This is a genomic window from Vibrio sp. 10N (assembly GCF_036245475.1).
Lineage (GTDB): Bacteria > Pseudomonadota > Gammaproteobacteria > Enterobacterales > Vibrionaceae > Vibrio.
Genome location: NZ_BTPM01000001.1, coordinates 289,910 through 302,284 on the forward strand (window position 1 = coordinate 289,910; position 12,375 = coordinate 302,284).

At 47.2% G+C, this 12,375-nt stretch carries 9 protein-coding genes and 12 tRNA genes; 16 read left to right on the top strand and 5 right to left on the bottom strand.

The window, feature by feature from the left end; genetic code table 11:
• Nucleotides 1–151: 151 nt before the first annotated feature.
• Nucleotides 152–1,126: an elongation factor P--(R)-beta-lysine ligase gene (gene epmA, locus AAA946_RS01390; RefSeq protein WP_445206045.1), complete on the top strand. Its 975-nt coding sequence runs from the start codon at nucleotides 152–154 to the stop codon at nucleotides 1,124–1,126.
• Between the two features lie 55 nt (nucleotides 1,127–1,181).
• Here the strand turns inward: epmA and AAA946_RS01395 are convergent, their stop codons facing one another.
• From AAA946_RS01395 to rsgA, 4 genes are all read right to left on the bottom strand, one after another.
• Nucleotides 1,182–2,078: a DMT family transporter gene (locus AAA946_RS01395; RefSeq protein WP_338163351.1), complete on the bottom strand. Its 897-nt coding sequence runs from the start codon at nucleotides 2,076–2,078 to the stop codon at nucleotides 1,182–1,184.
• A 139-nt stretch (nucleotides 2,079–2,217) separates the two neighbouring features.
• A complete protein-coding gene (locus AAA946_RS01400; RefSeq protein WP_338163352.1) occupies nucleotides 2,218–3,633 on the bottom strand; it encodes an SLC13 family permease in 1,416 nt (471 codons plus the stop codon).
• A gap of 216 nt (nucleotides 3,634–3,849) precedes the next feature.
• Nucleotides 3,850–4,755, bottom strand: coding sequence for an archaetidylserine decarboxylase (gene asd, locus AAA946_RS01405; protein WP_338163353.1), 906 nt, complete (start codon nucleotides 4,753–4,755; stop codon nucleotides 3,850–3,852).
• A gap of 152 nt (nucleotides 4,756–4,907) precedes the next feature.
• Nucleotides 4,908–5,963: a small ribosomal subunit biogenesis GTPase RsgA gene (gene rsgA, locus AAA946_RS01410; protein ID WP_338163354.1), complete on the bottom strand. Its 1,056-nt coding sequence runs from the start codon at nucleotides 5,961–5,963 to the stop codon at nucleotides 4,908–4,910.
• Nucleotides 5,964–6,062: 99 nt separating this feature from the next.
• Between rsgA and orn the strand changes: the two genes are divergently transcribed.
• The 13 genes from orn to AAA946_RS01475 all read left to right on the top strand — a co-directional run bounded on the left by orn (nucleotide 6,063) and on the right by AAA946_RS01475 (nucleotide 8,176).
• A complete protein-coding gene (gene orn, locus AAA946_RS01415) occupies nucleotides 6,063–6,608 on the top strand; it encodes an oligoribonuclease (RefSeq protein ID WP_338163355.1) in 546 nt (181 codons plus the stop codon).
• Nucleotides 6,609–6,785: 177 nt separating this feature from the next.
• A tRNA-Gly gene (locus AAA946_RS01420) sits at nucleotides 6,786–6,861 on the top strand.
• A 42-nt stretch (nucleotides 6,862–6,903) separates the two neighbouring features.
• Nucleotides 6,904–6,980: transfer RNA gene (locus tag AAA946_RS01425), tRNA-Met, on the top strand.
• Nucleotides 6,981–7,010: 30 nt separating this feature from the next.
• Nucleotides 7,011–7,086: transfer RNA gene (locus tag AAA946_RS01430), tRNA-Gly, on the top strand.
• Between the two features lie 42 nt (nucleotides 7,087–7,128).
• Nucleotides 7,129–7,205: transfer RNA gene (locus tag AAA946_RS01435), tRNA-Met, on the top strand.
• Between the two features lie 30 nt (nucleotides 7,206–7,235).
• Nucleotides 7,236–7,311 (top strand) — tRNA-Gly (locus AAA946_RS01440).
• Nucleotides 7,312–7,353: 42 nt separating this feature from the next.
• Nucleotides 7,354–7,430 (top strand) — tRNA-Met (locus tag AAA946_RS01445).
• Nucleotides 7,431–7,460: 30 nt separating this feature from the next.
• Nucleotides 7,461–7,536, top strand: a tRNA-Gly gene (locus tag AAA946_RS01450).
• Between the two features lie 42 nt (nucleotides 7,537–7,578).
• A tRNA-Met gene (locus AAA946_RS01455) sits at nucleotides 7,579–7,655 on the top strand.
• A gap of 30 nt (nucleotides 7,656–7,685) precedes the next feature.
• Nucleotides 7,686–7,761 (top strand) — tRNA-Gly (locus tag AAA946_RS01460).
• Between the two features lie 37 nt (nucleotides 7,762–7,798).
• Nucleotides 7,799–7,874, top strand: a tRNA-Gly gene (locus tag AAA946_RS01465).
• A 99-nt stretch (nucleotides 7,875–7,973) separates the two neighbouring features.
• A tRNA-Gly gene (locus AAA946_RS01470) sits at nucleotides 7,974–8,049 on the top strand.
• A 37-nt stretch (nucleotides 8,050–8,086) separates the two neighbouring features.
• Nucleotides 8,087–8,176, top strand: a tRNA-Val gene (locus AAA946_RS01475).
• Nucleotides 8,177–8,768: 592 nt separating this feature from the next.
• Here AAA946_RS01475 and queG read toward each other — a convergent pair.
• Nucleotides 8,769–9,896, bottom strand: coding sequence for a tRNA epoxyqueuosine(34) reductase QueG (queG, locus tag AAA946_RS01480; RefSeq protein WP_338163356.1), 1,128 nt, complete (start codon nucleotides 9,894–9,896; stop codon nucleotides 8,769–8,771).
• 269 nt (nucleotides 9,897–10,165) lie between these two features.
• Between queG and tsaE the strand changes: the two genes are divergently transcribed.
• Nucleotides 10,166–10,630 (top strand): tRNA (adenosine(37)-N6)-threonylcarbamoyltransferase complex ATPase subunit type 1 TsaE, encoded by a 465-nt coding sequence (gene tsaE / locus AAA946_RS01485; RefSeq protein ID WP_338163357.1) that lies wholly within the window; start codon nucleotides 10,166–10,168, stop codon nucleotides 10,628–10,630.
• 20 nt (nucleotides 10,631–10,650) lie between these two features.
• Nucleotides 10,651–12,342 (top strand): N-acetylmuramoyl-L-alanine amidase, encoded by a 1,692-nt coding sequence (locus tag AAA946_RS01490; protein ID WP_338165748.1) that lies wholly within the window; start codon nucleotides 10,651–10,653, stop codon nucleotides 12,340–12,342.
• Nucleotides 12,343–12,375: the final 33 nt, after the last annotated feature.

Consider the following 12,375-nt stretch of genomic DNA (forward strand, 5'->3'; position numbering starts at 1 on the left):
ATAGCAAAAAAATTGATTGAGTTAGGTTTTTGCTTCGGTAATGCATGGCGAGGCATAGTATTTCTATGATGTGTGATTAACATCACGCGTGATTGAGAAGTTTTGAGAGTGCCCTTACAATGTTTAATAACATTAACTAATGAGCATGATAATGATTTCCAAACAGTGGCAGCCCACGGCACCTATGGCGTTACTAAGAAAACGAGCGGAGCTAATTCAATCCATTCGTCGCTTTTTCCAGTCAAGAGAGGTAATGGAAGTTGATACTCCAGCGATGAGCCATGCCACGGTGACTGATGTGCATTTGCACACCTTTAAAACCGAGTTTGTAGGCCCAGGATACGCTGATGGTCGTCAGTTGTACTTTATGACCAGTCCCGAGTTTCACATGAAGCGACTACTCGCGGCAGGCAGTGGCTCTATCTATCAGATCAACAAGGCATTTCGTAATGAAGAGAGTGGTCGTCACCACAATCCTGAGTTCACGATGCTAGAGTGGTATCGAGTCGGGTTTGATCATCATCAGTTAATGGATGAGATGGATGAATTACTGATGATGGTGCTTGGTTGTCATCAGGCTGAGCGTATGACCTATCAGCAGGCGTTTCTGACTCATCTTGGCGTTTGTCCTTTGACGGCTGACATGCCTGCGCTGCGAAGTGTAGCCGTCCCCCTAGGGCTTAGCGATATCGCGGACCAAGAACAAGATCGCGATACGCTACTGCAGCTACTATTTAGCATGGGTGTTGAGACTCAAATTGGTAGCGATGCGCCAGCTTTTGTGTACGATTTTCCTGCCTCACAAGCTGCGCTCGCTAAGGTCAATCCAAATGACGAGCGCGTGGCAGACCGCTTTGAAGTTTATTTTAAAGGTATTGAACTGGCGAACGGTTTCCACGAGCTGGATAATCCAGAAGAACAATTAGCGCGTTTTGAACAAGATAACCATAAACGAGAGCAGATGGGGCTAGCGCCTCAACCGATTGATTATCACTTAATTGAGGCTCTGAGAGCGGGGCTGCCTGCTTGCGCAGGTGTGGCGTTGGGCATTGATAGACTGATCATGCTTGCCCTTGGCGCGACCCACATTGACGAGGTTGTCGCTTTTCCGTTCCCTAGAGCCTAATGAGAACCAAGAGCCTAGTGATAACCTAGCGACGTTTTACGTCTGCTGTTCAAAATTAGCTTACCAAGATGCTGGTGCCGATGACGGCAAGCGCGGCACCCAGCCAGGCATACTTGTTCGGCCTCTGCTTGGTATAAATCCAAAGTAGGGGCAGAACCATAATTGGGGTGGTGGAGGAAAGCAGAGCGACCATACCCACGTTTCCTGTCTGCAAAGCAAACAAGATTAAGGTCATCCCCACCGCCATCGCCAGGAAGCCATTGAGTGCAGTAATACCAAAAATAGACCAGTTGATGGGATTCAAACTCTTGGCGTGTCGAGCGCCGGTGAATAGGAATAGGCTATGGGCGATAAACGCAGTGATCATACGGATTGCTGATGCGGCTACAGGATCTATCTGAGTCTGCATGACGGGTTTTGCAATAATCCCACCTAATGCCTGACACAGTGCCGCAGTGATGCCGAGTCCGACGCCAAACCAAACATTGCCTTTGATAGTTTCAAGCTCGGTTGTTTTGCTGTTGCTCAAACCTTTGCGCCCAAAAAAGATGGCGGTGACAACTCCAGAGAATACCAATGCCGAGCCAATAAGTTCCAGTGGTGACATGGTTTCTGAAAACAGGAAATAACCTAACACCGCGGAGAACACGGCGTGGCAAGAAAACAGTAAGCCTGCTTGTCTAGGTCCCATACGATTCAAACATGCGAACAGTGCGGTGTCACCGATGAAGATACCTATGAGTCCAGAGAGCATCATTGGGGTGACGTGAACATATTTCACGCTCGCCCAGCCGCCAGTGACTAAGGCCATAGAAGAGAGTATCAGTGCGGTGCAGCCCATTCTCCAGCGGCTGTAGGAAAACGAACCAAGGTGTTTGGCAGGCTTGACCGAGATAATACTAGAAACCGCCCACAAAAAAGCGGCGATCAGTGCCAGCCATTCAAATCCCATTGCTATCCCTAGTCCTTGTACTGTGCTCGCTGCTGTGAGCACCAGTGATTATTTGATGATTTAACTAGGTTTTACTATGCGAGTTTGGAAAGTGCAATTGAAATCCTCTTACTCGAGCAAGAGGATTTCATTTTTATCGCTAGGTAAAGATCAACATGGCGACGTAGACGATAACTAGGCCAATAATACCGATGATAAGCCCGGTTTTCGCCATATCCTTACTTTCAATCAGTCCAGTCGAATAGGCCAGTGAGTTAGGTGGGGTCGATACGGGTAGAATCATCCCGAGTGAAGCTGAGAACGCGACAACAACCAATAGGCCTTGTAGGCCTCCTATAGCCGCTAAGCTTTCCATAGAAGCGCCAATAGCAGCCGCAATCGGCATCAATAAGTTGGCAGTTGCGGTGTTAGACATGAAGTTTGCCATTAACCAGCAGACAATGGACAAGGTAATCACCACGGCCACGGGTGATAACGATTCATAGTCAATAGCGTGGGCCAGCGCTTCGGCTAGGCCCGTTTTGTCTAGGCCAATACCAATCGCTATACCACCGGCAACCAGCCACAAGACATCCCAGTTGATCAGTTTCAGCTCTTCTTTGCCCATGATGCCAGTGAGCGTAAAGACTGCGAGCGGAATAATAGAGACCACATACGTGTTCATGCCATGCAGTTTGGTCGTCATCCACAGTAATATGGTCGCGGCAAAGGTTGCATACACCACTATGGCTCGCCAGTTGCGTTGGAACTGGCCTTCGAGCTTAAGCACCATTTTGTTTTCTGAAGAGGGAAACAGTTTTTGCAGCAAAAACCAAGCAATGGTCAGTTGAATGATCACAAATGGCAGACCCATCATCATCCATTGCAGGAAGTCGATGCTGTTCTCACCTGTTAGGTATTGCAAGGCAATCGCATTGGGAGGGGTACCAATAGGGGTCGCAATACCCCCGGTATTGGCAGCGATAGGAATACAAAGCACCAAGGCTTTTATACCAAGGTCACCCTTGGGCGCCGATGCCACGATGGGGCCAAGTAACGCCAACATCATTACAGTGGTAGCCGTATTGGACATAAACATCGAGAATACAGCGGTAATCAGCATCAGGCCCAGCATAATAAAGCGTGGCTGATTACCAAACGGGCGTAGCAGCACCCGAGCTAAATTGTTGTCGAGTTCATACTTGGAAGCGGCAATTGCCAGAGCAAAACCACCCATAAATAATATGATGATAGGGGAAGAGAAGGCGCTAAAGATGTCGGTGTATACCAAGAGTTCACCGATATCATGACCTGCGGGTGGCGTTCGGAATAAGTGCAGCCCTTTATCTGAAATCATCACTAACTCAAGCGCGATGATCAGTATAGAAGTGGCAAAAACGGGAACAGGTTCAAGCACCCAAAGCAGTGCCGCTAGTAGGAAAATGGCCAACAAACGGTGTTGGATGAGAGTGAGGTCATCGATAGGGATCCAATCGATTGGCATCATTAAGACGCCAAAGGGCACTAAAAAGCAGATCAGTAGCCTGATTAGAGTCCCGTTATTCATCTTTGGCATGGGCGCGGCACCAAGGTTATAAGTGAGGTTGCCGCATAGGTTAAAATATAAACGCATCCGGGTCTTGGACAGGTGTTAAAGTTTTGAAAAGTCGAGGGAAGATTTGGAGTGTGTTTTGTTTTGCGTCAACATTCAATGCGCTAACGGGTGATGAGATGGTGCTGGTGGATGGAGCGGTGGTAATAAAAAACGGCGCCTTAGCGCCGTTTTGTTGGGTTAAGCTTCGCTGCTAGATTCGCCTTCAGAGTCGGCGTGTTCTGCAGGGGTTACTGCGTGAGCGTATGGCGTACCCATCACCGTTGGTGCATTATTTTCCATACTGTCATCGAAACGAATGCTGTCTTTAGCGAACAGGTTGATCACTGTAGAACCAAGCTTAAAGCGGCCCATCTCTTCGCCTTTTTTGAAGGAGACAGCTTTATCCCCTTCGGCAGGGTAGTCCCAAGTGTGTACCGTGTTGCCACGTGGTGGGGTCACTGTACCAGCCCAAACGAGTTCGATGGCACCGACAATGGTCGCACCAACAAGTACCTGCGCCATAGGACCAAACTCGGTATCGAAGATGCAAACTACACGTTCGTTACGCGCAAATAGGTTTGGCACGTTTTCAGCAGTGAGTGGGTTTACAGAAAACAGGTCACCCGGCACGTAAATCATTTGGCGTAGCGTACCATCACACGGCATGTGAACACGGTGGTAGTCACGTGGCGATAGGTACAGAGTCGCAAATTCACCTTCGGCGAACTCGGCTGCAAGCTCAGCGCTGCCACCTAATAGCTCTTGTGCGGTGTAGTCATGGTTTTTCGCTTGAATCAGCTTGCCTTCGGTAATTGGACCAAATTGGCTTACACAGGCATCGGCTGGGTGAGCTATGACAGACTCGCCCTCAGCGATAGGGCGCATGCCCGGCTTTAATTCACGAACGAAAAACTCGTTAAACGTTTTGAAGTGTTTTGGATCGCTATGCAGCGCTTCGTCCATGTTGACGTTATATTGCTTGATAAACCAACGAATGATCGCTGTTGTTAGACCGCCAGCTTTTGCTGATGCCAGTTTACCTACTAGGCGCGTAAGGCCGTGTTGAGGTATCCAGTATTGCAGTCCAACTTTAATCTTATCCATTGTCTAAAATTCCAACGTTAATTGATTGATATTACTTCAGGGCGCGAGATACTAATGGAAATCGCTTCAAATGTCAGCAAATTGTGACAAGCACACGGACAGAGTGTTAAACCCGTCCGACTATCTCTAAGAAATAGAGAGCGCTCTAAAAATTACAGATCGGCTTTCTTATTGCGTGAGTACTGGCGGTTGGCTTTACCTTCACCCATGCTATCGATGATGCGGTGGTAGTTATCAAATCGTACCGGATCGATTTTCCCCTCTTCCACGGCTTCACGCAGCAGACAGCCTGGGTCGTCTAGATGCTTACAGTCACGGAACTTACAGCCACCAAGATATGGTTTGAATTCGACAAAAGCTTCAGTGACTTCACTAGGCTCCAAGTGCCAAAGACCAAACTCACGTACCCCTGGCGAATCAATTAAATCACCGCCAGATGGGAAGTGGTACAGTCTTGCAGCTGTTGTTGTGTGCTGACCTAAGCCTGAGTTTTCGGAGACCGCGCCTTCTTCTACATCGAGCTCTGGCATCAGTGCATTAACCAAACTGGATTTACCTACGCCAGATTGCCCAACGAAGATGTTGATCTTGTCTTTGAGGTGCGCTTCCAGCTCGGCAATACCTTCACCTGATTCCTTACTGACCAAAAGCACCTTATAGCCGATGTTCTTATACACATCGAGAAGCTGATAAAACGCTTCACGCTCTTGTTCTGGTATCAAGTCGATTTTGTTCAGCACCACCAGTGGCGCAATTTGCAGTGTTTCTGAGGCGATGAGGTAGCGATCGATGATATTCAACGAAAGCTCAGGTACAACCGCAGACACAATCACCATTTGGTCAACGTTAGCGGCGACAGGCTTCAGACCATCGTAATAATCCGGGCGCGTTAGCATGGATGTTCTTGGCTCTACTGCTTCGACAACGCCGGAGATACCATGCATTGATTCCAGGCCAATGCGCCATTTTACGCGATCACCAGACACCAAAGACTCAATACCACGGCGCAAGTTACAGCGGTGGATTTCTTTTGTCTCTAAGTTTTCGATATCTGCGTGTTGGCCGAATCGAGTGATCACTAGCCCCTGCTTAACGCTGCCAAGCATGGTTTCATCCCATTGGATGGTTTCTTCTTTCGCTAGTTTCTTCTTTTGGTTGCTGCGTACTCGACGCACTTGACCTTTGGTCAGTTTTTTCTTTTTCGCCACGATATTTCATTGATGCGAATCGCATCAAACCATTTTGGTTACTGAATTTAATTTCGGTATAGTACCTCTTTTGACAGAAAACAAATAGACGAGGGCGTTATGTCTTTCAGCGATGACAATTTGATCTGGGTCGATCTAGAGATGACTGGACTGGATCCTGAGACACACAAAATCATCGAGATCGCGAGCATTGTGACCGATAGCGAGTTGAATATCTTGGCTGAAGGACCGGTAATTGCCATCCATCAACCAGAAGCTGAACTAGCGAAAATGGATGATTGGTGCACGAATACCCATACAGCAAGCGGGCTGGTGGCACGTGTTCAAGCGAGTGAGCACAATGAAGAAAGTGCCATTCGTGAGACTATCGCGTTTTTGGAGAAGTGGGTGCCTAAGGGTAAGTCGCCTATTTGTGGTAATAGTATTGGTCAAGATCGCCGTTTCCTATACAAGCATATGCCGGAGCTAGAGCAATACTTCCACTATCGCTATGTCGATGTGAGCACGATTAAGGAACTGACTCGTCGCTGGAAACCGGAGGTTTTGGATGGTTTTTCTAAACAGGGCACGCACCTAGCTTTGGATGACATTCGTGAGTCGATTGCGGAACTCAAGTTCTATCGTGAAACTATTTTCAAGATTTGATCGTTGAATACTTGTTAAAAACAAGGACTTTGGGTTGCGATAGGTGGAAAAGTATCGAAAAATTGTGTGCTTTTTCATCAAACGAAAAAAAAGATCATTTTTTTACTGATAAGGACTTGCATCACAAAAAAATGCTCTTATAATTCGCAGCCCTGAACAACGAAAGACGTTCATAAAGCGACACTAGCTCAGTTGGTAGAGCGCAACCTTGCCAAGGTTGAGGTCACGAGTTCGAACCTCGTGTGTCGCTCCAGTTTGAAAGTTCTCACGGTACTTAACGGTGATACAATACGGACGCGGGGTGGAGCAGCTTGGTAGCTCGTCGGGCTCATAACCCGAAGGTCGTCGGTTCAAATCCGGCCCCCGCAACCAAATTTAATCAATAGCGTTTGCTGTTGATATGCGACACTAGCTCAGTTGGTAGAGCGCAACCTTGCCAAGGTTGAGGTCACGAGTTCGAACCTCGTGTGTCGCTCCAAATAGATAGTCTTCATCGTACTCAACGGTGACACAATACGGACGCGGGGTGGAGCAGCTTGGTAGCTCGTCGGGCTCATAACCCGAAGGTCGTCGGTTCAAATCCGGCCCCCGCAACCAAATTTAATCAATAGCGTTTGCTGTTGATATGCGACACTAGCTCAGTTGGTAGAGCGCAACCTTGCCAAGGTTGAGGTCACGAGTTCGAACCTCGTGTGTCGCTCCAGTTTGAAAGTTCTCACGGTACTTAACGGTGATACAATACGGACGCGGGGTGGAGCAGCTTGGTAGCTCGTCGGGCTCATAACCCGAAGGTCGTCGGTTCAAATCCGGCCCCCGCAACCAAATTTAATCAATAGCGTTTGCTGTTGATATGCGACACTAGCTCAGTTGGTAGAGCGCAACCTTGCCAAGGTTGAGGTCACGAGTTCGAACCTCGTGTGTCGCTCCAAATAGATAGTCTTCATCGTACTCAACGGTGACACAATACGGACGCGGGGTGGAGCAGCTTGGTAGCTCGTCGGGCTCATAACCCGAAGGTCGTCGGTTCAAATCCGGCCCCCGCAACCAAATTTAATCAATAGCGTTTGCTGTTGATATGCGACACTAGCTCAGTTGGTAGAGCGCAACCTTGCCAAGGTTGAGGTCACGAGTTCGAACCTCGTGTGTCGCTCCAAATAAATAGTCTTCATCGTACTTAACGGTGACAAAATGCGACACTAGCTCAGTTGGTAGAGCGCAACCTTGCCAAGGTTGAGGTCACGAGTTCGAACCTCGTGTGTCGCTCCAAATTTAGGAAAGACGAAACAGCACACGAGGAACCTCGTGCCCTAGCTGGTCGCGTCGCTCCAATTTTATAGCTCTCATTGTGCTTAACAGTGACAAAATGCGACACTAGCTCAGTTGGTAGAGCGCAACCTTGCCAAGGTTGAGGTCACGAGTTCGAACCTCGTGTGTCGCTCCAATTTGATAGCTCTCATTGTGCTTAACAATGATAAAATGCGACACTAGCTCAGTTGGTAGAGCGCAACCTTGACAAGGTTGAGGTCACGCCTTTCTCATGAAAATCGGGAACCTCGTGTGTCGCTCCATTTCTCCCCTGAAGTGGATAAAGACGCGGTCATCTCGAAGAGATAGCAAAGTTGAGAAACTTAGTCCCATCACCGCACGCTCTTTCCTAATGCTGAGAAGCATCACTCCCTAAAATTTAAAGCCAAATCATCGTCGATATTGCAAAGTAACATCGTCGAATTTTTTGCTGTGTATTCTATTCTTTGCACACCGCCAAAGCAGCAGGCTATTGCCTTAGCTGAGGGTCAGTTACAGTTAAATTAACAGAGTTATCCACATTATCTTTTTGTGGATAAGTTGGTTGATAAATTGTTTTTGAACGAGTGTGAAGACTGAAACCTGAAAGATCTTTACATCAATATAGCGTTGCAATTCATTAGCAAAAATATCGTAAGTCATTGTTTTATATTGATTATGTTATTTTATTTTTACTTTTCACTTGACAGGTAAATGATCATCAAGTGACATTTATTTGATCCTGGTCATATATTCAATCTGTGTTTAACCTGATTTCTCAACGACTAACTGTCGATGAAAATGTAGTTTTTCCACAAATTCAGTTTTGGGATGTTAGTCAAGAAAATTAATTTGATTTTCTGAGTCCATGGGCGACTAGGCGTCTCGGGGCAGACCCTTTTGGACAATGCGAATTAGGCGCTGGTTTTTAGTGCTTAATGTGCTACCCGTTGAGTTAGGCATTTGCTTCATTTGTTGTTCGAGCGCCCACTGGATGTGCTCATCAAGCAGCTCTGATTGCTTCTGAGCTCGCTCTAGGGCTTCGAGGTAACGTTGAGCAAACGGAGCATTACCTATCGCGATAATGATGTTGCGTTGCCATTGTTCATGGCCAATACGGCGAATCGCTGAGCCTTCCATATTTTTTAGGAACGTTGCTTCATCCCAATCGAGTAAAATACACAGATCAGTATCTTTGAATGCTTGGCGTCTTTGAAAGTCAGCTTGTTGACCCAACTCAGCAAAACGGTTCCAAGGGCACACCAATTGGCAGTCATCACAACCATAAATGCGATTGCCTATTGCAGAACGAAGAGATTCGGGTATTACCCCTTTATATTCGATGGTGAGATAAGAGATACAGCGTCTTGCATCAATAACGCCATTTTCAAGAATAGCGCCCGTAGGACATGACGTGATGCATGCGGTGCATTTACCACATTGGTTCTCAACTGGGGAGTCGACAGGAAGCGGTAGATCGATAAACAGCTCACCGAGGAAAAACCAAGAGCCAGCGTCTTTATCGAGGAGTAGTGAATGTTTACCTGTCCAACCTAAACCAGCTTTTTCTGCAATGGGACGTTCAAGTACTGGTGCAGAGTCAACAAAAGGTCGATAGCCAAGTTCAGCGACTTCCTTTTCTATTCGTTGTCCCAGCTTCTTGAGTTTGTTACGGATAAGCTTGTGGTAATCGCGCCCTAAGGCGTAGCGACTGATATAACCAGCGTGTTGGTTCTCTAAGTTGGATGCAAATCCAGCCTCTTCAGGAAGATAGTCCATTCTCACGCTGATGATTCGACAGGTGTTAGGGTGCAGTCTCTCTGGGTGAATACGCAGGTCTTGATGGGTTTCCATCCAAGCCATGTCACCGTGATAACCTGCTTCTAGCCACTGTTTAAGCTGCGCCTCTTGATCGAGAAGATCGATATCACTGATACCAGCCTTCTGGAAACCGAGTTCTTGCGCCCAAACTTTAATGTCGCTGGCAAGCTTGTTTAAGTCCATCACGATTACCCAAGTAGAAAAGGACGCGTATTCTATACTCAAATGCAACGCGACCCAAGTATGAACGCTAAAAAAGCAATGATCCATTTCTGTCGAATTGTACTGAGTCGCTTTGTATAAACTTTCGACGACTATTTTGTACTTTCACAGTAGGGATAAATTGAAAATAATGGTAAATTTTCTGATTACTTACAGAAGATCACTTGTCTGTGAAAAGCGACACAGTTTACTATTTCGGCTCTCAAAGGCACCACTCAGAGAAAAATGTGATGAGTACTAAAAAATTTTCCTTAGCAGATGAATCAGCAACCATTTTAATTGGAACTAAATTAGCGAATCTCTGTTCAAAACAGACAACGATCTATTTGCACGGTGACCTTGGGGCAGGGAAGACCACCTTCAGTCGTGGTTTTATTCAAAGTCTTGGTCACCAAGGCAATGTGAAAAGCCCGACCTATACCTTGGTTGAACCATACCAACTAGAAGGTTGGAACGTATACCATTTTGATTTGTATCGTCTAGCGGATCCAGAAGAGCTTGAGTTTATGGGCATTCGCGATTACTTCTCAGACGATGCTATCTGTTTGGTGGAGTGGCCAGAAAAAGGTCAAGGCATATTGCCCGCTGCTGACTTGGATATTGAACTTCGATATGTCGGAGACGCAAGAGAAATCACCTTCACGGCAAATAGCGATTACGGAAAAGAGTTAATTAGTCAGTTGGAGTTAAATTGATCAGTCGTTTTCTTAGCAGCATGATGAAAGTCGTGCTGCCTTTGTGTTTACTGTTTCCTAGCGTCACTCTAGCGAATGCGTTAGAGGGGATTCGTGTTTGGCCGTCACCGGACGAGACACGAGTGGTTATCGATCTTAAATCTGAAGCGGATTACAGCTACTTCTCGTTGAGCGGGCCGACGAGGATTGTTGTCGACCTTAAAAATACGTCGCTTAATACTAAGTTGCCAATAGGCGTCTCTGATAGCCCTGTGCTGAGTAAGATCCGTAAGAGCTCACCGCCGAGTAAAGGCACCTATCGTCTGGTGTTTGAGCTAAAGAAGTCGGCAACCCCACAAATTTTTAAACTCAACCCTACGCCAGGTGGGCAGTATGGTCACCGGCTAGTGATTGATTTACCGCACGGTAAAGCCGCGAGCCAAGCAACACCAAGTGCGCCAAGCAGCAAAACCGAAGTTAGTCGCGATGCGTCTCAGTTGCGCGGTAATGCCGATATCGTGGTGGCGATTGACGCCGGACACGGTGGTGAAGATCCAGGCTCCATTGGCCCGACCAAGAAGTACGAAAAGCATGTCACGTTGAGCGTGTCGAAAAAGCTTGCCGCACAAATTAACGCAATTCCAGGAATGAAGGCAGTACTCACTCGTCGCGGTGACTATTTCGTCAATCTTAACAAGCGTTCTAATATTGCGCGTAAGAATGGCGCACATCTTTTGGTGTCTGTTCACGCCGATGCGTTTAGAACGCCGCAGCCACGAGGCGGGTCTGTGTTCGTATTGAACACTCGCCGAGCAAATACTGAAATCGCCCGATGGGTAGAAAACCATGAACAGCAGTCAGAACTGCTGGGCGGTGCCGGAGAGGTACTGGCCAAAAACACCAATGACAGAAATGTAAGTCAGACGCTTCTTGATTTGCAGTTCAGTCACTCCCAAAAAGAAGGCTATAAGGTCGCGACCAAGATCTTAAAAGAAATGGGCAAGGTGGCGCACCTGCATAAGAAGGAGCCCGTCAATGCCAGTCTTGCGGTGTTAAAGTCGCCAGATATTCCGTCGGTATTGGTCGAGACCGGGTTTATTTCCAACCCCACTGAAGAGCGTTTGCTGACGACACGAAGCCATCAAGACAAGTTAGCGCGTGCGCTAGCAAAAGCGATTGTGCAATATTTTGAAGCCAATCCACCAGAAGGCACATTGTTTGCTAACCGTGGCCAGCAGCGCAAACATACTGTTAAACGTGGTGAATCTCTATCGGTTATTGCACAGAAATACGGCTCTTCGGTGTCAGCGATTAAGAGTGCCAACAGCCTTAAGAGTACGTCTTTGGCGGTAGGGCAAACTTTGCTTATCCCTGGAAGTAGCGCGCCGATTCAAGTGAGTTCGAAAGTGAACACCGTTGAAACGAAGACGCTGACTCATACGGTGGTCAAGGGTGATTACTTGGGTAAAGTTGCGAGTAAGTACAAAGTGTCGGTCGCTGACATTAAACGGGAGAACCGCTTAAAGTCAGATGTCCTTAAATTAGGTCAAAAGCTAAAAATTACCGTTAGCTTAAAAGATCTGCCTTTGCGTAAACATAAGGTTCAGCGTGGAGAGTACTTGGGCAAAATTGCTGCCCGATATGGTGTGAGTGTCAGCAGCATTCGTGATGCGAACAAGCTGCGTTCAGACTCTTTAGCTGTAGGTCAAGTATTGTTGATCCCCCACAAGTAATCGATGTTCCAACTTATTTATTCGGAGAAGCAT